At 55.2% G+C, this 18,415-nt stretch carries 19 protein-coding genes; 11 read left to right on the forward strand and 8 right to left on the reverse strand.

The features are described from left to right. The first annotated feature begins 36 nt into the window (after nucleotides 1-36). The 3 genes from fabY to nadS all read left to right on the forward strand — a co-directional run bounded on the left by fabY (nucleotide 37) and on the right by nadS (nucleotide 1,729). Entirely contained in the window at nucleotides 37-978 is a 942-nt protein-coding gene (fabY, locus tag AC4OVS_RS22460) for a fatty acid biosynthesis protein FabY (RefSeq protein WP_022649838.1), read from the forward strand. Between the two features lie 148 nt (nucleotides 979-1,126). Continuing rightward, entirely contained in the window at nucleotides 1,127-1,438 is a 312-nt protein-coding gene (locus AC4OVS_RS22465; RefSeq protein ID WP_045308723.1) for a toxin HigB-2, read from the forward strand. Beyond that, nucleotides 1,439-1,729: a NadS family protein gene (gene nadS / locus AC4OVS_RS22470; RefSeq protein ID WP_032626927.1), complete on the forward strand. Its 291-nt coding sequence runs from the start codon at nucleotides 1,439-1,441 to the stop codon at nucleotides 1,727-1,729. 41 nt (nucleotides 1,730-1,770) lie between these two features. Here nadS and fdhE read toward each other — a convergent pair whose 3' ends face one another. Genes fdhE through fdnG form a run of 4 tightly spaced genes read right to left on the reverse strand, consistent with a single transcriptional unit; the run spans nucleotide 1,771 to nucleotide 7,294 of the window. Further along, nucleotides 1,771-2,700, reverse strand: a complete 930-nt coding sequence (gene fdhE / locus AC4OVS_RS22475) for a formate dehydrogenase accessory protein FdhE (RefSeq protein ID WP_022649835.1) — start codon at nucleotides 2,698-2,700, stop codon at nucleotides 1,771-1,773. Then, nucleotides 2,697-3,332, reverse strand: coding sequence for a formate dehydrogenase cytochrome b556 subunit (gene fdoI, locus AC4OVS_RS22480; RefSeq protein WP_006808711.1), 636 nt, complete (start codon nucleotides 3,330-3,332; stop codon nucleotides 2,697-2,699). The genes fdhE and fdoI overlap by 4 nt, the downstream gene beginning before the upstream one ends. Then, nucleotides 3,329-4,231, reverse strand: a complete 903-nt coding sequence (gene fdxH, locus AC4OVS_RS22485; protein WP_491922726.1) for a formate dehydrogenase subunit beta — start codon at nucleotides 4,229-4,231, stop codon at nucleotides 3,329-3,331. The genes fdoI and fdxH overlap by 4 nt, the downstream gene beginning before the upstream one ends. Before the next feature lie 12 nt (nucleotides 4,232-4,243). Beyond that, nucleotides 4,244-7,294, reverse strand: coding sequence for a formate dehydrogenase-N subunit alpha (gene fdnG / locus AC4OVS_RS22490; protein WP_124304381.1), 3,051 nt, complete (start codon nucleotides 7,292-7,294; stop codon nucleotides 4,244-4,246). A gap of 371 nt (nucleotides 7,295-7,665) precedes the next feature. Here fdnG and fdhD point away from each other — a divergent pair, with 371 nt between their 5' ends. Both fdhD and AC4OVS_RS22500 read left to right on the forward strand, forming a co-directional pair. Beyond that, nucleotides 7,666-8,502, forward strand: a complete 837-nt coding sequence (fdhD, locus tag AC4OVS_RS22495; protein WP_045308722.1) for a formate dehydrogenase accessory sulfurtransferase FdhD — start codon at nucleotides 7,666-7,668, stop codon at nucleotides 8,500-8,502. A gap of 114 nt (nucleotides 8,503-8,616) precedes the next feature. Beyond that, entirely contained in the window at nucleotides 8,617-8,829 is a 213-nt protein-coding gene (locus AC4OVS_RS22500; protein ID WP_003861966.1) for a YdgH/BhsA/McbA family protein, read from the forward strand. Nucleotides 8,830-8,869: 40 nt separating this feature from the next. Here the strand turns inward: AC4OVS_RS22500 and AC4OVS_RS22505 are convergent, their stop codons facing one another. Beyond that, entirely contained in the window at nucleotides 8,870-9,193 is a 324-nt protein-coding gene (locus AC4OVS_RS22505) for an AzlD domain-containing protein (RefSeq protein ID WP_022649832.1), read from the reverse strand. Next, nucleotides 9,193-9,852 carry an AzlC family ABC transporter permease gene (locus AC4OVS_RS22510; RefSeq protein ID WP_003861971.1) on the reverse strand — a complete coding sequence of 220 codons (660 nt, stop codon included), beginning with the start codon at nucleotides 9,850-9,852 and terminating at the stop codon, nucleotides 9,193-9,195. Before AC4OVS_RS22510 ends, AC4OVS_RS22505 begins: the two co-directional genes overlap by 1 nt. Nucleotides 9,853-9,955: 103 nt before the next feature. Here AC4OVS_RS22510 and AC4OVS_RS22515 point away from each other — a divergent pair, with 103 nt between their 5' ends. The 6 genes from AC4OVS_RS22515 (at nucleotide 9,956) to AC4OVS_RS22540 (ending at nucleotide 16,880) form a co-directional block, all read left to right on the forward strand. Continuing rightward, nucleotides 9,956-10,504: a helix-turn-helix domain-containing protein gene (locus AC4OVS_RS22515; RefSeq protein WP_022649830.1), complete on the forward strand. Its 549-nt coding sequence runs from the start codon at nucleotides 9,956-9,958 to the stop codon at nucleotides 10,502-10,504. Nucleotides 10,505-10,969: 465 nt separating this feature from the next. Further along, entirely contained in the window at nucleotides 10,970-11,509 is a 540-nt protein-coding gene (locus AC4OVS_RS22520) for a fimbrial protein (RefSeq protein WP_022649829.1), read from the forward strand. Nucleotides 11,510-11,568: 59 nt separating this feature from the next. Continuing rightward, complete coding sequence (locus AC4OVS_RS22525) at nucleotides 11,569-12,297, forward strand: fimbrial biogenesis chaperone (protein WP_491922727.1); 729 nt, start codon at nucleotides 11,569-11,571, stop codon at nucleotides 12,295-12,297. A gap of 35 nt (nucleotides 12,298-12,332) precedes the next feature. Beyond that, nucleotides 12,333-14,855, forward strand: coding sequence for a fimbria/pilus outer membrane usher protein (locus AC4OVS_RS22530; protein WP_491922728.1), 2,523 nt, complete (start codon nucleotides 12,333-12,335; stop codon nucleotides 14,853-14,855). 19 nt (nucleotides 14,856-14,874) lie between these two features. Beyond that, nucleotides 14,875-16,179 (forward strand): fimbrial protein, encoded by a 1,305-nt coding sequence (locus tag AC4OVS_RS22535; RefSeq protein ID WP_491922729.1) that lies wholly within the window; start codon nucleotides 14,875-14,877, stop codon nucleotides 16,177-16,179. Next, nucleotides 16,176-16,880, forward strand: a complete 705-nt coding sequence (locus tag AC4OVS_RS22540) for a fimbrial biogenesis chaperone (RefSeq protein ID WP_022649825.1) — start codon at nucleotides 16,176-16,178, stop codon at nucleotides 16,878-16,880. The genes AC4OVS_RS22535 and AC4OVS_RS22540 overlap by 4 nt, the downstream gene beginning before the upstream one ends. Before the next feature lie 31 nt (nucleotides 16,881-16,911). Here AC4OVS_RS22540 and rhaM read toward each other — a convergent pair whose 3' ends face one another. Both rhaM and fucO read right to left on the reverse strand, forming a co-directional pair. Then, on the reverse strand, nucleotides 16,912-17,226 hold the full coding sequence (gene rhaM / locus AC4OVS_RS22545; RefSeq protein WP_022649824.1) for an L-rhamnose mutarotase: 315 nt from the start codon (nucleotides 17,224-17,226) through the stop codon (nucleotides 16,912-16,914). Continuing rightward, nucleotides 17,223-18,371 carry a lactaldehyde reductase gene (gene fucO / locus AC4OVS_RS22550; RefSeq protein WP_048965901.1) on the reverse strand — a complete coding sequence of 383 codons (1,149 nt, stop codon included), beginning with the start codon at nucleotides 18,369-18,371 and terminating at the stop codon, nucleotides 17,223-17,225. The genes rhaM and fucO overlap by 4 nt, the downstream gene beginning before the upstream one ends. Nucleotides 18,372-18,415: the final 44 nt, after the last annotated feature.

Consider the following 18,415-nt stretch of genomic DNA (forward strand, 5'->3'; position numbering starts at 1 on the left):
GCGGCCTGGCCGCGGGTAACAAGAGAGAGTACAGCTATGTATCACCTTCGAGTACCGCAAACGGAAGAAGAGTTAGAGGTTTATTACCATTTCCGCTGGGAAATGCTGCGCAAGCCACTGCATCAACCGAAAGGGTCTGAACGCGACGCCTGGGACGCGATGGCGCACCACCAGATGGTGGTTGATGAAGAGGGCAACCTCGTTGCCGTGGGGCGTCTGTATATCAATGCCGACAACGAAGCTTCAATCCGCTTTATGGCCGTTCACCCCTCCGTGCAGGACAAAGGCCTTGGAACGCTGATGGCCATGACGCTGGAATCCGTCGCCCGTCAGGAAGGGGTCAAGCGCGTCACCTGTAGCGCCCGTGAAGATGCCGTTGAGTTCTTTGCCAAGCTTGGTTTCGTGAATCAGGGGGAAATCACCGCCCCGCAAACTACGCCGATTCGTCACTTTTTGATGATCAAACCCATCGCCACCCTGGACGATATTCTCCATCGTGCCGACTGGTGCGGGCAGCTCCAGCAGGCGTGGTATCAGCACATTCCGCTCAGTGAAAAAATGGGCGTGCGTATTCAGCAATATACCGGGCAAAAATTTATTACCACCATGCCGGAAACCGGCAACCAGAACCCACACCATACCCTGTTTGCCGGTAGCCTTTTTTCACTCGCCACGCTCACCGGCTGGGGACTGATCTGGCTGATGCTGCGCGAACGTCATCTCGGCGGCACCATTATTCTGGCCGATGCCCATATCCGCTACAGCGCGCCGATCAGCGGCAAGCCGAGCGCGGTAGCTGACCTGGGCGCATTGGGCGGCGATCTCGACCGTCTGGCGCGTGGGCGTAAAGCACGCGTACAAATGCAGGTTGAGCTGTTCGGCGATGAAACGCCGGGCGCGGTGTTTGAAGGCACCTATATCGTTCTGCCTGCGAAGCCGTATGGCGCGTATGAAGAGGGCGGGAACGAGGAGGAGTAGCAGTCGTCTGGAAAGCGGCTCGCAAATACACAACGTAGCAGGAATTATACTTCGCTTTATTCAGCGTATCCCATTAACGTAATCAGCTAGGGGTACGTCATTGACGTACATTGGATGTTTGCTACTATAAGCCAATGGCGTACGATATATGCTATTCATTGAAACGGATATTTTTACAGAAGACGTCAAAACGTTACTGGATGACGACGAATATCATAGGTTCCAAATATTCCTGGCAACGCAACCGGATTACGGCGATCTGATCCAGAATTCGGGAGGCTTGCGAAAGATTCGCTGGCTTGCTGGCGGTAAGGGAAAGCGTAGTGGAGTCAGAGTTATCTATTTTCACCGTACGCGTGAGTGTGAAATCAGGTTGCTGCTCATCTATCGCAAAGGGATCAAAGATGACCTCTCCGCGGGTGAAAAAGCCATACTGAAAAAGATGATTGAGAGGTGGTAAATGGATAAGGCGCTGTTTGAGCGATTAACCCAAAGCATTGCGCAAATCAACGAAATTGCCGAGGGCCAACGAGAGCCGTCGCGTACGTTTCAAATTGATGCGATGAAAATAAAAGAAATTCGTCAGGCGTCCGGGTTGTCGCAGAGTAAATTCGCGAACTTAATCTCAGTTAGCGTTGATACGTTGCGTAACTGGGAACAAGGCAGACGCTCACCTACAGGCCCCGCTAAAGCGCTATTGCGCGCCATTGCTAACGACCCTCAACATGTCATCCCAGCCCTATCGCAGTAAATAGCCCGGTTGCACAGAGGCTCGCCGGGCTTTAGTGGAGATTACTCCCCTTCCCCCGGGAACAGGAACGGGTTGATCGAGCTACGGGCAAAGCCCTCCTGCTCCATCTTCGCGTCCAGGATCAGCGAGGCGAGATCGTCGGCTACCGCTTCGACTTTCGGGTCTTTTTCCTGATACAGAATCTTCAGGTAGGTCCCGCAGTCGCCGCAGCTTTCGGCTTTCACCGCCGCGTCTTCGTTTTCCAGCGACCAATAGTTCAGATCGCGGGTCTGTTCGCAGTTGCTGCACTTGATGCGCACCACGTGCCACTCGGTTTCACACAGGTTGCAGTGCAAGTAGCGCAGCCCCTGCGTCGTACCAATCTGTACCATGCTGGAGACCGGCATTGAGCCGCACACCGGGCAAAACTGGCGCGCTTCGCCATATTCAGCGCGGGCTTTACCCGGGATCAGGCTCGCCATTTGCGCCCAGTAGAGCGACAGCGCAGCCCAGATGAACGGCGCTTTATCGCTGCTCACCAGCGAGAAGTCGGAGGCAAACAGCGCGCTCGCCATCTCTTCCAGCTCTTGCTCTGAGGCTTTTTCCAGGTTCTCAATGACCGCCAGCGCCGTGCCGCTCATTTCGGGCTTCAGCTCGGCAATCAGCGAATGCAGCAGCTTATGCCAGTGCTTGTCGCGCGGCAGAACGTGAATGTCCAGCGGCGGCTTGCCCTGCGCGTTGGCTTCTTTGATGCGTGCGGTCAGATCCATTTGCAGCGGGTGGTCGTATAGCACCACTTCCTGCGCATGGGCGACCAGCGCGGCAAAACGCAGAAAATCGCCCAGCGGGTTGTTCTCTGCCAGCTCGCGCAGACGCTCTGCGCGGCGGTTGTAGAGGTTCTTGAGTCTGGGGAACAACAACGGCGGAATATAATCCGCCGTGCGTTTCTCGCTCGACCCCAGCTCATCTTGCGGGATTATGCGAATACTCATTCAGATGACTTTTCCTGTTTCTGGCGGACTTCACGGTACCAGCGCGGGTGATGTTTCTTCGCCCACGTACTGGTTACCCATCCTTCCACCATCGCGGTAATGGTGCCTTTCACCCAAAGGGCGGCGTAGATATGCACCATGATAACCACAATTAACGCCACTGCGGCAAATGAATGCAGCATCAGCGCAAATCGGATCACCGGGATTGAGAAAGCAGGCGCAAAGTACGGACGCCAGATGATCACGCCGCTCACCAGCAACAGGACCAGGAAGATAATCGCCGCCCAGAATACGCATTTCTGGCCGAAGTTATAACGCCCGGTATCACCCACTTCCTCGTTGACGACGATCTTACGAATATTCTTCGCCCAAAAGATATCATCCCGATTGATTAGGTTATGGTGCCAGTAGCGGAAAAACATGATGATAAACGAGGCAAACATCACCACACCCACGAACGGGTGCAGGATGCGCGCCAGCTGCGGCGTGCCCAGTATCTGCATCAGCCAGTTGAAGGAGGGGAAGAAGAACCCCAGCCCGCTTATCGCCGCCAGCATGAAGCAGAAGGCGGTGACCCAGTGGTTGATGCGTTCCGGCGCGGTGTAGCGCACGATGGTGTCACGTTTTCTCATTTGCGCACCTCGTCTTTCTCTTCATGCAGGTTATCGTCTTCCTCTTCCGCGCGGTTCGGACCAACGCCGACGTAGTGGAAGATGCTCGCTGCAAAGGTGGCCGCAAAACCGACCGCGGCCAGCGGTTTCCAGATACCTTTCCAGAACTTCACGGTGGCGCTGATTTCCGGGTTCTCCGGCAGGCCATGGTACAGATTCGGCTTGTCGGCGTGGTGCAGCACGTACATCACGTGCGTACCGCCAACCCCGGCCGGATCGTACAGGCCCGCGTTATCGTAACCACGGGTTTTCAGCTCGCCCACGCGCTCTGCCGCCAGCATTTTCATATCCTCTTTAGAGCCAAAGTGGATAGCGCCGGTTGGGCAGGTCTTCACGCAGGCTGGCTCCTGACCGACATTTACGCGGTCAACGCACAGCGTACATTTGTAGACGCGGTTGTCTTCCGGGTTCATGCGCGGCACGTCGAACGGACAGCCCGCGATGCAGTAGCCGCAGCCAATACACTGCTCAGACTGGAAGTCGACGATGCCGTTGGCATACTGAATGATAGCCCCTTCTGACGGACACGCCTTCAGGCAGCCCGGATCCGCACAGTGCATACAGCCGTCTTTGCGGATAAGCCATTCCAGTTTGTCGTTCTGTTCCACTTCCGAGAAACGCATTACCGTCCAGGACTTGGCGGTCAGGTCCGCCGGGTTGTCGTACACCCCGACGTTGTGACCCACTTCGTCACGGATGTCGTTCCACTCTGAACAAGCCACCTGACAGGCTTTACAGCCGATACAGGTGGTCACGTCGATAAGCTTCGCCACTTCCTGCTGGTGGTCCCGCGCCTGAGGCGCGGGCGTGAAACCGTTAGTCGCGGAACGACGGATAATGTCTTGAGATTGATAAGCCATAAGTCGTCTCCGTTACACCTTTTCCACGTTCACGAGGAAGGCCTTAAACTCCGGCGTCTGCGTGTTCGCATCACCGACGAACGGCGTCAGGGTATTCGCAATGAACCCTTTCTTCGCCACGCCCTCATAACCCCAGTGAATTGGGATGCCGATGGTATCCACCTGCTGACCATGAACGTTCAGCGTGCGAATACGCTTGGTCACCACCGCCTTGGCTTTGATGTAACCGCGGTTAGAGGAGACCTTCACGGTATCGCCATGGGCGATGCCGAGTTTGTTCGCCAGCTTCTCGCCGATCTCCACAAACTGTTCCGGCTGCGCGATGGCATTCAGCAGCGCGTGCTTGGTCCAGTAGTGGAAGTGCTCAGTCAGACGGTAAGTGGTGCCGACATACGGGAACTTGTCCTTTTTACCCAGCGCTTCAAAATCGCCCTTGAAGATACGGGCTGCCGGGTTAGAGACCACGTTCGGGTGCAGCGGGTTAGTACCCAGCGGCGTCTCAAACGGCTCATAGTGTTCCGGGAACGGACCTTCCGCCATCTTATCGATAGCAAACAGGCGCCCCATCCCTTCAGGCTGCATGATAAACGGCCCGACATCGCTGCCTGGTGCGGCAGTGCTGTAGTCCGGAATATCCACACCGCCCCATTTCGCGCCGTCCCACTTGAGTAGCTGACGCTTCGGATCCCACGGGTTGCCCTGCGGGTCAGCAGAGGCACGGTTATAGAGGATGCGGCGGTTAAGCGGCCATGCCCATGCCCAGCCCAGCGTATTACCGAGGCCCGACGGGTCGGCGTTATCGCGGTTGGCCATCTGGTTGCCTTTCGGCGTCCAGCTACCGGCAAAGATCCAGCAGCCGCTTGACGTCGTACCGTCGTCACGCAGGTGTGCGAAGGTGCTGAGCTGATCGCCTTTCTTCGCCAGCACGGTGCCGGTCGCCGGGTCGATAACGTCCGCCAGCGCCTTACCGTTGCTCTCCATGGCCACTTCTTCCGGCGCAGGGTTTTCCGGCGTCGAATAGTTCCAGGTCATGTTCAGCACCGGCTCAGGCGTTGCGCCGCCTTCAGCCGCGTACATTTTACGCAGGCGTAAGAAGATACCGGCCAGGATCTCGCCGTCGTTCAGGGCGATGCCCGGGGCGTCCGCACCTTTCCAGTGCCACTGCAACCAGCGGCCAGAGTTGACGATAGAGCCGTTCTCTTCCGCGAAGCAGGTGGACGGCAGACGGAACACTTCGGTCTGAATCTTCGACGGGTCGACATCGTTCGACTCACCGTGGTTCTGCCAGAACGTCGAGGTTTCGGTATTGAGCGGGTCAATCGTCACCAGGTACTTCAGTTTCGACAGAGACTCGACAACCTTGTTCTTGTTCGGGAACGACGCCACCGGGTTAAAGCCCTGGCAGATATAGCCGTTGACCTGGCCCTGGTGCATCATTTCGAAGTACTGGAGGACGTCGTACCCTTTGTCCCACTTCGGCAGCCAGTCAAAGCCCCAGCTGTTTTCCGCCGTCGCCTTGTCGCCGTAGAAGGCTTTCATCAGCGAGACGAAGAACTTCGGATAGTTGCCCCAGTAGTTTACCTGGCCTTCGAGCAGCGGTTTTGGCGTGCTGGCCGTCAGATAGGTTTGCAGGTCGGTCTGTTTCTCGCTCGGCAGGTTCATGTAACCCGTCAGGCTCTGAGACAGCAGGCCAAGGTCGGTCAGACCCTGAATGTTGGAGTGACCGCGCAGGGCGTTAACGCCGCCGCCTGCCATCCCCATGTTGCCGAGCAGCAACTGAACCATCGCCATGGTGCGGATGTTCTGCGCGCCGATGGAGTGCTGCGTCCAGCCGAGTGCATACAGGAACGACGCGGTTTTATCTTTCGCGCTGGTTTCCGCAATCAACTCGCACACCTTCAGGAAGTCCGCCTTCGGCGTCCCACAGATGTTTTCGACAACCTCTGGCGTATAGCGGGACACGTGCTCTTTCAGCAGGTTCCACACGCAGCGCGGGTGTTGCAGGGTGGTGTCGCGCTTCGCAAAGCCGTTTTCGTCCAGCTCGTAGTTCCAGCTGGTTTTGTCGTACCTGCGTTTTTCGGCGTCATAACCGCTGAACAGGCCATCTTCGAAGTGGTAATCCTCACGCACGATCAGGCTGGCGTTGGTATAGGCTTCGGTGTACTCGCGGTTATATTTTTCGTTGGTCATCAGGTACAGCAATACGCCTGACAGGAAAGTGATGTCAGTACCTGAACGAATAGGGGTGTAGAAATCCGCCACTGACGCTGTACGCGTAAAGCGGGGATCGATCACAATCAGCTTCGCGCCGTTGTGGATTTTGGCTTCCATCGCCCAGCGGAACCCGACAGGGTGCGCTTCAGCGGCGTTACCGCCCATCACCACAATAAGGTTGGCGTTCTTGATGTCGACCCAGTGGTTGGTCATCGCACCGCGACCAAATGTTGGAGCAAGACTTGCTACCGTTGGTCCGTGTCAGACACGCGCCTGGTTGTCGACCGCGAGCATACCGAGTGCGCGCGTAAATTTCTGGGTTAAATAGCCGGTTTCGTTACTGGACGCTGAAGCACACAGCATGCCGGTGGAGAGCCAGCGGTTAACGGTGGTGCCTTCGGCATTCTTCGCAATAAAGTTGGCATCGCGGTCTTCTTTCATCAGCTTAGCGATGCGATCGAACGCCTCTTCCCAGCTGATTTGTTGCCATTTGTCAGAGCCGGGAGCGCGGTACTCAGGAAACTTCAGGCGGCTTTCGGAGTGGATAAAATCTACCAGACCGGCCCCTTTCGGACACAGCGCACCACGGTTGACCGGATGATCCGGATCGCCTTCGATGTGGAAAATAGATGCTTTGGCGTTTTTCGCACCGTCGCCGAGGCTATACATTAACAGCCCACAGCCGACGGAGCAGTACGTACAGGTGTTACGGGTTTCGCGGGTGCGCAGCAGTTTATACTGCCGAGTTTCCGCCAGCGCTACACCGGGCGCAAAGCCCAGTGCCGCCGCCGTGGTGCCTGCCATACCGCCAGCGCAGATCTTAAAGAACTGCCTTCTGCTGACCTGCATGGGTCACTCCTTGGTTCATTACGACATTGCTATGTAGTTTTACTTTGCGGTTGAGAATTAACCGCAAAGGAGAAAAATTTGCGTTAATCCCTCATTTCTCCGAGGGATAAGCCCAGAATACCACAATGTCGGTACGCCTGTTCCAACGGCGTTAAAACAAAGTGAACGTATTATCACGGCATTGATTATAAAGTGTGATATCAATCACATTTCTCTCTGCGGATGTTAAGGGTGTGTAGCAGATGACCGGTTGCACCCCTCCGAATTGAGTAGGAGAATGGATGCTGAAAAGTTGATCCATACTATGCGTAAGGTCCGCTGTTTGTGGTGCAATAGCAGGCTCACTTCCGTGGTTGTTCAGGAATACCGTCGTGTTTAAACAAAACCGTGCTACCCACGCGTCGCCACTGCCTGCGGGCATTGTGGAACTGTCGGTACACAGACCGCCTCACATTTCACATGCCACGCCGGATTTTCTGGCGGAAGAGGTCCCCGTTGCCCTTGTTTACAACGGGATTTCGCATGTGGTGATGATGGCCTCGCCGAAAGATCTCGAGCTGTTCGCCATCGGTTTCTCCCTCTCGGAAGGCATCATTGCGCATCCGCAGGAGATCTACGGCATGGACGTCGTACCGGCCTGTAACGGTCTCGAAGTGCAAATCGAACTCTCCAGCCGCCGCTTTATGGGGCTGAAAGAGCGCCGCCGGGCGCTGGCCGGACGTACCGGCTGCGGCGTGTGCGGTGTTGAACAGCTTAACGATATCGGCAAACCCATTATCCCGCTGCCGTTCACCCAGACGTTCAATCTGGCGCATCTTGATCGGGCGCTTGTGCACCTGAATGACGTTCAGCCCATCGGCCAGCTCAGCGGTTGTACGCATGCGGCGGCGTGGGTATTGCCGTCGGGGAGCATTGCAGGCGGGCATGAAGATGTTGGCCGCCACGTCGCGCTGGATAAGCTGCTGGGCCGTCGCGCTCGGGAAAACAACGTCTGGCAGCAAGGGGCCGCGCTCGTTTCCAGCCGCGCCAGCTACGAGATGGTGCAAAAATCCGCCATGTGCGGCGTGGAAATTTTGTTTGCGGTGTCAGCGGCAACCACGCTGGCGGTTGAAGTGGCGGAGCGCTGCAACCTGACGCTGGTGGGGTTCTGCAAGCCAGGCAGGGCGACAATTTACACCCATCCGCAGCGATTAATTGTTAATCAGTAATTTTGAATGAGTATAGCAAATCCTTCCGCTTTTAGTTGTTCATGATGAGGTCTAGTATTTATCTCATCAAGGCACGGTGCCTTATCTAAACAACTTAACGAAAGGGTTTATCTCATGAAAAGCATCAAAACTTTTGTCGCAGTAATCGCTCTGGCTACATCTTTCGGTTCTTTCGCTGCGCAGACTGTGACCGCATCCGCCTCTACGCTGGACGGTGCAGAAGCTAAAATCGCCGCACAGGCTCAGGAAGCGGGCGCGTCATCCTACAAAATTACTCAGGCATTCACCGGTAACCGCGTACACATGACCGCTGAACTGAACAAATAATTTCGCAGTACCGTCGAAAGAGCGCCCCTGGGGCGCTTTTTTAGTTTATGCCCGCCAGACGCAGCAGCGCCGTCACCACCGCCGCCGCGACGATCACCACAATTAACGGCATTTTGCGCCAGGCCAAAAACACCGCGAACCCCACCCCCAGCACGCGCGCCATCCCGGCAAAATGGTCCCCTTCATAAAACGTTGTCGCCAGCGCGACGGAGAACAACAAAACGGTAGCCGCATCTGAAAGCAGCGCCTGCGACCGTTCAGAAAGCGCCAGCCGGCTGCCGAGTTTTGCCCCGCCGAGACGCATCAGATAGGTTCCGGCAGAAAGAATGGCGATGCCGAGAATAAAGACCGTCATGTTTTCCATTATTTTTTCCTCGCGGCAAGGCCGAGCAAAGAGAGCAGCACCGGCAGGCCAACCGGCGCAAACGGTACGGCGGCCAGCGACAACACCGCGCCGCTACAGGCGCGGATCAGCGTGGTACGGTTTTTAAATGCCGGCACCACTAACGCCAGCAGGATCGCCGGGAACACCGCGTCCAGCCCGATGGTTTCCGGGTCTGGCAGTAGCTTGCCGACCATCGCCCCCAGCACCGCGCCCAGCGGCCAGATGATTGCCACGCCTAACCCGCACAGCCAGTAGGCCGCTTTACGCTGCTCGGCGGTTTTTTGCGACAGGCCAAACACCACGCTTTCATCGTTCATGATATGGCAGCCCAGAAAGCTCAGGCCGCGCTTGCCCACCAGGTCACGCACCGTCACGCCGAACGGCACATGGCGCGCGTTTACCAGTAAACCGGCTGCGGCCGCCGCCAGCGGATTGCCGCCGCTCGCCACGATGCCGATAAACATAAACTCGGATGCGCCTGCCAGCACCGTGAGGGAGAGAACAAACGGCACCCACAGCGGGAAACCGTAGGCCATCGCCAGTGAGCCATAAGACATGCCGACCACGCCCACCGCGAGGCAGACCAGGACGATCGCTTTTATCGTGTCGCCTTTCAGGCAAGAGAGGTGATTCTTCATACCATTTTAGCCATATCGAACGTATTTCCATTATAATGAACGCATCAAAAACGTTTTACAAGGCGAACGATTCGTTCGTTATAGAGAGAATGAGGCCGTTATTATGACGCAGCCAATCAGCGTAATCGCCAGAAGCCTGGTGCGAGAACGCCTGCGAACCGGACTTTCGCTGGCGGAGATCGCCCGCCGTGCCGGGATCGCCAAATCCACGCTTTCACAACTGGAGTCTGGCAACGGCAACCCTAGCCTGGAAACGCTCTGGTCGCTTTGCGTGGCGCTGGATATTCCGTTTGCCCGGTTACTGGAGCCACAGCAGCCCGTCACGCAGGTGATCCGCCGCGGCGAGGGCACAAAAGTTGTCGCCGGGCAGGCGAACTACGAGGCGATTTTGCTCGCGGCGTGTCCGCCGGGGGCGCGTCGTGATATCTACCTGCTGCTGACTCAGCCGGGGGCAGACCGTATTTCCCAGCCGCATCCGCCAGGGTCGGTTGAGCATATTATCGTGACCCAGGGGCGGGCGATGGTCGGCCTGATCGACGCGGCGGAAGAGCTCGGCCCGGGGGATTACATTTGCTATCCCGCTGACCAGCCGCATATCTTTAAGGCGCTGGAGCCAGATACGCACGCGCTGCTGGTGGCGGAACAAAGCTAAACAGCGGCAAACCCGCTGCCGGTAAGACGACAGCGGGGCGATAAAATGAGACTAAGATCATAAAACAAAATATCCATATTAAATATATTCGACAATTAAATCATTTATGGCGTGAATTGTTCTTTGTACTTTAATTTAAGTTTAATACAGTTTTTAGAATATTTAATCATTTGGATTATAAATAAATATGAAAGACTAATTGTTCGTTTATGCGAGAATTCATTGGGTTAGGTGGGAGACGTCACGTTTAATGGCGATACTTTATCCTGTTAACCTATTTTTGTTATTCATGGAATTTATGTGTGATTACCTTGTTTTTTCGCAGGGCTGCTTATTTTTATGATTTGTTAACCTCTGAAATATATTTACACATAATTTTTATAGGGGTATGTTTGTTCTAAGAAATAATCATTATTCGCGCATTGGCTCTTATAACGATAAGGGCATGTAAAGGAGACAATAAAAATGAAAAAAAGAGTGCTGGTAGCATTTATTGTATCTGTCGGAGTAAGTGGCGCTGTCTATGCAAATAATACCGTACGTTTTTTAGGAGAAGTTACCGATCAAACCTGTACCATAAAAATTAATGGCACCGATTCTTATCCGGTTGTCCTGTTGCCTGCCGTCAGTAAAAGCGAGCTGACGGCCGCGGGGTCCAGCGCAGGGCAAACGCCTTTCACTGTGACGTTGAGCGGCTGCGATGTTACTGCGACGTCGTCATCTTCGGCAGGCGTACGTTTTGTCAGTAATTATCTGGACGGTAACAACCTAAAAAATATCGCGGCGGCAAGCCCGGCGACGAACGTTGCTATTCAGCTACTTGAAGGCACGACCGAGCTGGACTTCACCAGCGGCATAGCAAAAACGTCTATGCAGACGGTAGGTGGAACGAGCGGTCCAGACTCTGTCTCTTTTGATATGGCTGCACGTTACTACTCTTCTGCTGGCGGGGCTACGGCCGGAGCAGTAGAAGCGCAAGCACAGTTCGCAATTACCTATTTGTAACTCTTTTAGGCGCTACTTAACGTAGCGCCATTTATTCCCTATTAATTAGGGAGGTGTATATGCTGTACACTAATAAATGCTGTTTTATTGCTGTAATGGCATTTTTGTCTTCTGTTTTTATATCGAACATAGCATCTTCCAGTGTTATTCTTAAAGGTAATAGAATAATTTATTCTGCTGATGCAAAAGATAAGGTTGTAGAATTTTCTAACAATGGTGATACACCGATGCTGGTGCAGGTGTGGCTGGATAAAAATAACCCAGATTCAACGCCAGACACAGCGGATGCACCTTTTATCGTCACGCCACAAATATTTCGGATTAATGCGCTGAATGGTCATGCGCTGCGGCTAAAATTTACAGGGCAGACCCAACAGATCCCACAGGATCGCGAGTCCGTGTTCTGGTTTAATTATTTGCAATATCCCGCCATTAAATCGTCCGATCTTGCACAGAATCGCCTGGCATTGATTGTAAAAAGCCGGCTCAAAGTATTTTATCGCCCGCCCGGTCTGCGCGGCGACGCCAGTCAGGCTCTGACGCAACTTCAGGTGCAGCGTAAAGGAAATATGCTGACGTTACAAAACCCTACGCCATGGCATATTTCACTGCGCAACGCGCTGTTAACCCGAGGTGAGAAATCTACGGCGGTTGGCCAATCGGTGATGATTCCACCATTTGGCGACACACGCTGGGTTTTAACCGATCCGGTGGCCACATCTGTCACGGTTTACGCCATGAATGATTATGGCACGGCGGTGAGCCACACCTTCACGCTGCCTCGCTAGAAGTCGACATGGAAAGAGTGGGCAGGGAGGGTTTTATGCTCCGACATCGCGCGTATCCCCGGTGTTGTCTGTTTGTCTCGACGCTGACGTTAATCAGCGCCTCTTTCGTGCAAGCGCAAGAAGCGTATGTCTTTGACGCGTCGCTACTTCGCGGGTCTGGCCTGAATAAGGTTGATATTGAACAGTTAAACCAGGATTCAATGATCAAGCCCGGCAGTTATACACTGGATCTATATGTTAACGGTACGCTGGCCGCGAGGGATGACATCGTATTTACAGCCGTGGAACATCGCGTAATGCCGTGTTTTAGCTGGGGTACCTTAAAAAAGATTGGGCTGAAATCGTTGCCGGAAGAGCCTGGAGAAGGCTGCTATCGTCCGGACAATGCGCTTTTTTCCGGCATCACGGTGAGCAGCGTGATGTCGCAAATGCGTGTTGATTTTTCGGTACCACAAACCCTGCTGGATAAACTGCCGCGAGGAGGAATACGTGAAGAGAGCCTGGAGTCCGGAGAAAGTATGCTCTTTCTCAACTACATGGCTAACCAGTACCACGTCACGCAAAAGCAGGATGGCGGTGGCACGACAGACTCCACTTACCTGAACCTGAATGGCGGGTTAAATCTGGGACTGTGGCGCTATCGTCAGCAGTCTGCGCTCAACTATGACAGCGATCTGGGCAGCCATTGGACAACAACGCGGCGCTATGTCCAGCGAGCGATTGTGCCGCTGCGCAGTGAAATGATGATTGGCGAAGGCTACACCGACGGCAGATTTTTTTCCGGGATCAGCTTTCGCGGCGTGCAGCTCACCTCCGATACCCGAATGCGTCCGGAATCTCAGCGCGGCTACGCGCCAGTGGTGCGTGGGATTGCGCGAACCAACGCCAAAGTAACCATTCGCCAGGGCAACAACACGCTCTATGAAACCACGGTCGCGCCCGGTGCGTTTGCGATTGACGATCTTTATCCCACTAATTACGCAGGCGATCTGAACGTCATTGTCACGGAAGCGGATGGGAGTGAAAGTACGTTTAACGTACCCTTTTCCGCGCTGGCGGAATCCATGCGCGCGGGGTTTTCGGAATACAGTGCGACAGTGGGGCGCGTGCGGGACGTGGGCAACAATGACGAATTCAGTGAAATTGTCTGGCAGCACGGGGTAACGAATGCGCTCACTATCAATGCGGGCAATCAACTGGCAAACGGCTATCAGGCGTTTATGCTCGGCGGCGTTTACAGTTCCACGCTGGGCGCATGGGGGATGGACAGCACTTTCTCGCGCGCACGGCTGAACAGCGACGATTACCAAACCGGCTGGATGTCCAGGCTCAACTACAGTAAACATTTTCCACAGACGGGGACGTCGGTTGCGTTGGCGGGCTACCGCTACTCTACAGGCGGCTATGCTGAGCTGTACGATGTGCTCGGTTCACGCGCTGCGCATAATGAGGAGTGGCAATCCTCCACCTGGCGGCAGCGCTCCAGGGTTGAGCTTTCGGCCAGCCAGGCGCTGGACTGGTTGGGTAATATTAATCTTTCCTTCTCTTCACAGGACTATCGCGACCAGAAAAGCCGCGATAAGCAGCTTCAGGCCAGCTGGAGTAAGGCATTTGCCTACGGCATATCGGTGAACCTTACGGCGGCGCGCACCCGACGAATCACCCCATCTTCACAAAACGGCATGGGGAACGCCGTCGACTGGAGCGACGCCTGGCAGGCAAAAACGCAAACGCTGTGGTCATTATCGTTTTCTATTCCGCTTGGGCAGAGTCGCTACTCGCCAATGCTTTCGATTAGCGCTAACCATAGTGATGATGACGGCGGAGATTATCAGTCGACGCTTAGCGGGGTGATGGGTGAGCGCGATCCGCTGAGCTACAGCCTCAACTACGCCACAAACGATCGCGGGGAGCAGTCCGTCTGGGGAGCAAATTTTCAGAAGAATTTCCCTTGGGCCAGCGGCGGCGCGTCGTGGTCTTCCTCCAGCGATTACTGGCAGGCGTCGGCATCGTTACAGGGGGCACTGGTATTGCATCGTGGAGGTATCACGCCGGGACCGTATCTTGGTGACACCTTCGCATTGATTGAAGCACCCGGTGCGGATGGCGCACGGATATCCGGCGGGCAAGGGGCAAAGGTGAACGCGTTTGGCTATGCGCTTGCACCATCGTTGGTGCCTTATCAGTTCAATACTGTCAGCCTGGACCCGCAAGACATGGCCGACGATGTGGAACTCCAGACATCGGTTCAGCGTGTTGCGCCATTCGCCGGGGCGATGGTTCGCCTGCGCTACACCACGCTTCAGGGACAGGCCATGTTGATCACTGCGCAGAGGCTGAAAGGTGAGGTTATCCCGATGGGGGCCGCCGTTTACGATGAGTATGACAACAGCATTGGCATGATGGGGCAGGCGAGTCAGCTTTATTTTCGCGCCAGCGACGAGAAAGGCATATTGCGGATTAAGTGGGGGGAGGCCCAGCAGGAAAGCTGTCGGATAGCCTGGCAAAATACGCAGCCGTCGGAACCGTTACGGGTATTAACGTTGCCTTGCCGTTAAGCCCACCAGGGAGGAAATCATGAACAGACTACGTTTTGTCGTCGCGGCATTTTGCCTGATGAGCGTGGCGGCGTTTGCCCAGTGCGAAAAAGGGCCAAAATTCGAGCACACCGAAGAGGACGGAATGGGGACAGGGCTTGCGCTGGGGCGTATCAATGTCAGCAGCATTGACGTTCAGCCGGAAGGTACAGTTTTGGCTAGTAGCGTGGTGCGCTTCTCTGATAATCCGCTCTATAGCAGCCCCGATAATATTTTGTGGGTCTGCGATATTAGCGATAAAAATAACATCTTCGAAATCATTGCCACTAACGGAGATGACCGTTACGGCGGCTACTGGGATTTGGGGCAGGCAAGCGGTAATCCGAATGTTTACGGCACCTTATTTAAAAAAGTCGGGGTGCGTTTAACGCACCTTAACTCAGGCACTGTGTTTACCCGAAATTATCAACGGATACCGATGACCCGTTACGCGGTCTCAGACGATGGCAAAAAAATTTATATTCGGGTCAAGGATTTTAGCCCCATTCGCGCCGAGGCGATTCGTCTCAGCGCAGATGTTCCCACCAACACGGGAGCCGGAACCTGGTGTGGCGCTCCGGTGAGTAGCGGCAGCTATAGCTGTAATCAGCCCAATGGCTACGTCAGTTTTTGTTCGCCGGGCAGTAAAAATAACGATGCTTACTGTGATTCCGGAGACTCGGCAACCAGTTACACCGGGTGGGGTTACGATAACTGGATGGCGTTAAACATGGGAACGGCACCTGTCTCAACGCTGACCACCATCGCTACGTGCGTGGCGAAAAACGTCACGCCTGTGGTCGTGTTCCCTTCTATTTCGCGAACTGAGCTGGAAAGCGGCAAAGCGGCGCAAGCCAATTTCAGCGTGACGGTTCGTTGTGAAAATACAGCCGTCGGCGGTGTGGCGCAAAACCAGACGGCGCTGGGGTTACAGGTGCCTTACGAAAGCTTTCTCGCCGCGCAAACTCTTGGGCTGGTCAACAGCAGCGGCGGGGTGAGCCATCTCCTTTCCGAGAATTACGGACAAACCGGTATGGCAAGGGGAGTGGGGATACAGATTGCTAATGCCAGCGACGGTATAGTTCGCCAGTTCCTCGGTTGGGATCGCTGTATGACCACCAGTTGCGCAACGGGCAATAGCGGTGGCTGGTATCCCGTCAATGTAGGGGCAACCCGAATTGCAGGATCAGGGAATACCCAGGACTACCTGATTAACTTTAATGCTTCACTGGTGCGTTTACCTGACGAGGCGATCGCTGCCGGTAAGGTAGATGCCAGGGCGTATGTTTGGGTGAAAGTGCAATGATGCGTATTTCTCTGTTATTGCTATGGATGCTTGTGTCCTGGCCCTGCGCAGCGGGCATTATTGCCTCCGCAACGCGTGTGATTTTTCATGAAGGCGAAGCGCAACAGAGTCTGATGCTGGTGAATACCAATCCGTGGCCGGTAGTCGTGCAAACCTGGGTGGATGATGGCGATATCAATCGCGAACCGGGAAGTGTTAAAACGCCGTTTGTTGCGGTGCCGCCGTTGTTTCGTCTGGAGCCTAAGGGCGTACAAGGGCTACGTATCATGCACAACAAAGCGCGTATGCCCACTGACCGGGAATCGGCATTCTGGCTGAACATCTATGAAATCCCGCCTACCGGAAGTGTTGCCACACAACAACAAAGCATGGTGCTGACGATGAATACACAGATGAAAATATTCTGGCGTCCGGCGTCGCTCAACAATCCAGAAAGCGCGTGGGCGCGATTAACCTTTCATCGCGAGGGTTCTGTGCTGGTTTGTCATAATGATTCGCCTTACTTTGTCTCTTTTGCGGGCATTAACTTTAAGGCAGGCGAAAAGCTGTATCCGGTGACACAACTACCCGACATGATGGTTGCCCCCTTCGGGGAGAAGCGCTACGCCTTTGCCGCCAATGCCCCCTTCTCCGGGCAGGTGCAGGGGGAGTTAATCGACGACAACGGTAATAGCGCTGTTTATAACTGGCCGGTTAAATAACGCGACCCGACACAATATGCCGGGCCATGGCTCAGTCCAGGTAAAACACCTCGTTCAGCTCCGCACTCACCGGGCTGTTGTCCGGGTTAGACGGCATAACGTCAGCCATATGTTTCCACCAGCGCTGGCAGACGTCGGTGTTTGCCACCGCGTTCCAGCGCTCTTCCGATTCAATCTCCACTGTCGCAAACAGCAGGTTGCGGGCTTTGTCGAGGTAAATGGCGTAGTGGTGCGCGCCGTGGGCTTTCAGTACCGCTTCCAGCTCAGGCCAGATCGGGTTGTGGCGGCGCGCATACTCCTCGTGCGCATCCGGGTTTACCTGCATCACAAACGCTTTGCGGATCATAATGCCTCCAGGTACAGCTCGCGGACCTCATCGCGGCTGGCGGTGCGCGGGTTGCACGGCGCGCACGGGTCAGCGAGCGCTTTATCCAGCCAGCCTTCAATATCGGCTTTGGTCACGCCGAGCTGGCTAAATCCGGACGGAATGCCGACCCGGGCGCTCAGATCGCGAATCGCCTGAATGGCGGACATGCTGGCCGCTTCGTCGCTCATGCTGCGCGTGTCAACGCCCATCGCCTGTGCCACACGGGCGAATCGGGCGACCGCGTTCGGGCGGTTAAAGTTTTCGATGATCGGCAGCAGGATGGCGTTGCAGACGCCGTGCGGCAGGTTGTGCGTCGCGCCCGGCTGGTGCGCCAGAGCATGCACCAGCCCCAACCCGGCGCTGTTAAACGCCATGCCCGCCAGATACTGCCCAAAAGCCATCTGCTCGCGCGCTTCCAGGTTGTGACCGTCGTCGACCGCTTTCGGCAGCCAGAGGTTGATCAGACGAATGGCTTCCAGCGCGTTGGCATCGGTCAGCGGGTGTGCACCTACGGACACGTAAGCTTCAATGGCGTGGGTTAGCGCGTCCATGCCGGTTGCGGCGGTTACGGAGGCCGGAATATCGAGCATCACGCTGGCATCGTCCACGGCGATATCCGGGATGATGTTCGGGTCGATGATCACCTCTTTCACCTGACGCGCGGCGTCGATGATCACCGCGTTGCTGGTCATCTCCGCTGCCGTGCCTGCGGTGGTGTTGATCGCTACCAGCGGCACGCCCGCGTTTTTCACCTTGCCGACGCCGGAATAATCGGTTGACGGACCGGGGTTGGCGGTGAGGATTTTGATTGCCTTGGCGGTATCAATCGGGCTGCCGCCGCCAAAGGCAATCAGGTAATCACACTCTGCATCCTGATATGCCGCATAGCCTTTTTGCACCAGCGCTTCCGTCGGATTCGGGAATACTTCATCGAACAGGTGATACGACATCTGATGGGCGTCCAGCGCGGAAAACAAACTGTCGAGCAGGCCCAGCTTCACCAACTGGCCGTCGGTGACAATCAGCGCTTTTCCCCACTGTTTGTTTGCCACCAGATTGACCATATCGCCGATCGCGCCCGCGCCGTGCAGGCTGATTTTGGGGAGTGCCAACATAAAGCTCATGATAATTCTCCTTAATATGCTTTTGAGGTAATCCGTTCCCCTCA

Source organism: Enterobacter sp. 4974935 (assembly GCF_058661735.1).

What these genes read in the sequence shown, in the direction of transcription:
- AC4OVS_RS22525 (WP_491922727.1), top strand. Translation starts at nt 11,569, where the DNA reads ATGCTGTACACTAATAAATGCTGTTTTATTGCTGTAATGGCATTTTTG.
- fdhE (WP_022649835.1), bottom strand. Translation starts at nt 2,700, where the DNA reads ATGAGTATTCGCATAATCCCGCAAGATGAGCTGGGGTCGAGCGAGAAA.
- fdoI (WP_006808711.1), bottom strand. Translation starts at nt 3,332, where the DNA reads ATGAGAAAACGTGACACCATCGTGCGCTACACCGCGCCGGAACGCATC.
- AC4OVS_RS22535 (WP_491922729.1), top strand. Translation starts at nt 14,875, where the DNA reads ATGAACAGACTACGTTTTGTCGTCGCGGCATTTTGCCTGATGAGCGTG.
- AC4OVS_RS22465 (WP_045308723.1), top strand. Translation starts at nt 1,127, where the DNA reads ATGCTATTCATTGAAACGGATATTTTTACAGAAGACGTCAAAACGTTA.
- AC4OVS_RS22515 (WP_022649830.1), top strand. Translation starts at nt 9,956, where the DNA reads ATGACGCAGCCAATCAGCGTAATCGCCAGAAGCCTGGTGCGAGAACGC.
- AC4OVS_RS22505 (WP_022649832.1), bottom strand. Translation starts at nt 9,193, where the DNA reads ATGGAAAACATGACGGTCTTTATTCTCGGCATCGCCATTCTTTCTGCC.
- AC4OVS_RS22530 (WP_491922728.1), top strand. Translation starts at nt 12,333, where the DNA reads ATGCTCCGACATCGCGCGTATCCCCGGTGTTGTCTGTTTGTCTCGACG.
- fabY (WP_022649838.1), top strand. Translation starts at nt 37, where the DNA reads ATGTATCACCTTCGAGTACCGCAAACGGAAGAAGAGTTAGAGGTTTAT.
- AC4OVS_RS22520 (WP_022649829.1), top strand. Translation starts at nt 10,970, where the DNA reads ATGAAAAAAAGAGTGCTGGTAGCATTTATTGTATCTGTCGGAGTAAGT.
- rhaM (WP_022649824.1), bottom strand. Translation starts at nt 17,226, where the DNA reads ATGATCCGCAAAGCGTTTGTGATGCAGGTAAACCCGGATGCGCACGAG.
- AC4OVS_RS22510 (WP_003861971.1), bottom strand. Translation starts at nt 9,852, where the DNA reads ATGAAGAATCACCTCTCTTGCCTGAAAGGCGACACGATAAAAGCGATC.
- AC4OVS_RS22540 (WP_022649825.1), top strand. Translation starts at nt 16,176, where the DNA reads ATGATGCGTATTTCTCTGTTATTGCTATGGATGCTTGTGTCCTGGCCC.
- AC4OVS_RS22500 (WP_003861966.1), top strand. Translation starts at nt 8,617, where the DNA reads ATGAAAAGCATCAAAACTTTTGTCGCAGTAATCGCTCTGGCTACATCT.
- fdxH (WP_491922726.1), bottom strand. Translation starts at nt 4,231, where the DNA reads ATGGCTTATCAATCTCAAGACATTATCCGTCGTTCCGCGACTAACGGT.
- nadS (WP_032626927.1), top strand. Translation starts at nt 1,439, where the DNA reads ATGGATAAGGCGCTGTTTGAGCGATTAACCCAAAGCATTGCGCAAATC.
- fucO (WP_048965901.1), bottom strand. Translation starts at nt 18,371, where the DNA reads ATGAGCTTTATGTTGGCACTCCCCAAAATCAGCCTGCACGGCGCGGGC.